The 443-nt window shown below is 63.9% G+C and carries 1 protein-coding gene and 1 pseudogene; both read left to right on the forward strand.

Annotated elements, in window-relative coordinates:
* Window positions 1-215: M20/M25/M40 family metallo-hydrolase (locus EN884_RS38200; RefSeq protein ID WP_128361243.1), on the forward strand; the 215-nt coding region annotated here is incomplete at its 5' end.
* A 5-nt stretch (window positions 216-220) separates the two neighbouring features.
* A pseudogene (locus EN884_RS38205) lies at window positions 221-443 on the forward strand (transporter); the annotation flags it as partial.

A 443-nucleotide genomic window follows, 5' to 3' on the forward strand; every position in this document is an offset into this window, starting at 1 on the left:
GCTCGATCAAGTCGGCGGTCGGCAAGGAGCCGACGCTGTCGACCTCCGGTGGAACCTCCGATGCGCGTTTCATCAAGGACTATTGCCCGGTGGTCGAGTTCGGGCTGGTCGGCAAGACCATGCACATGGTCGACGAGCGCGTCGCCATTGCCGACCTCGAGACGCTGACGCAAATCTACCAGCGCTTCATAGAAGACTGGTTCGGACAGGGCTGAACAGCATGCTTTCGGCGGACGAAACCCAAGCTTCGCTGACGGGCGCCTGGCGATTGATGCTCGGCAGAGCCGACGGCCTGCGCCTGCTCGACCTGTCGGCCGCCGGCTTCTGGACTTCCTTCTTCGCCATTGTCGTTGCAGCACCGGCGCTGATCGTCGGCTGGGTCGGCATCGCCAACGAAATCGGCGATCCCGACGCCTTCGCGGGGCGCTTCAGCATGCTCGTGC

This window comes from Mesorhizobium sp. M7A.F.Ca.AU.001.01.1.1 (assembly GCF_004022735.1).
GTDB classification, from domain to species: Bacteria; Pseudomonadota; Alphaproteobacteria; order Rhizobiales; family Rhizobiaceae; genus Mesorhizobium; species Mesorhizobium ciceri.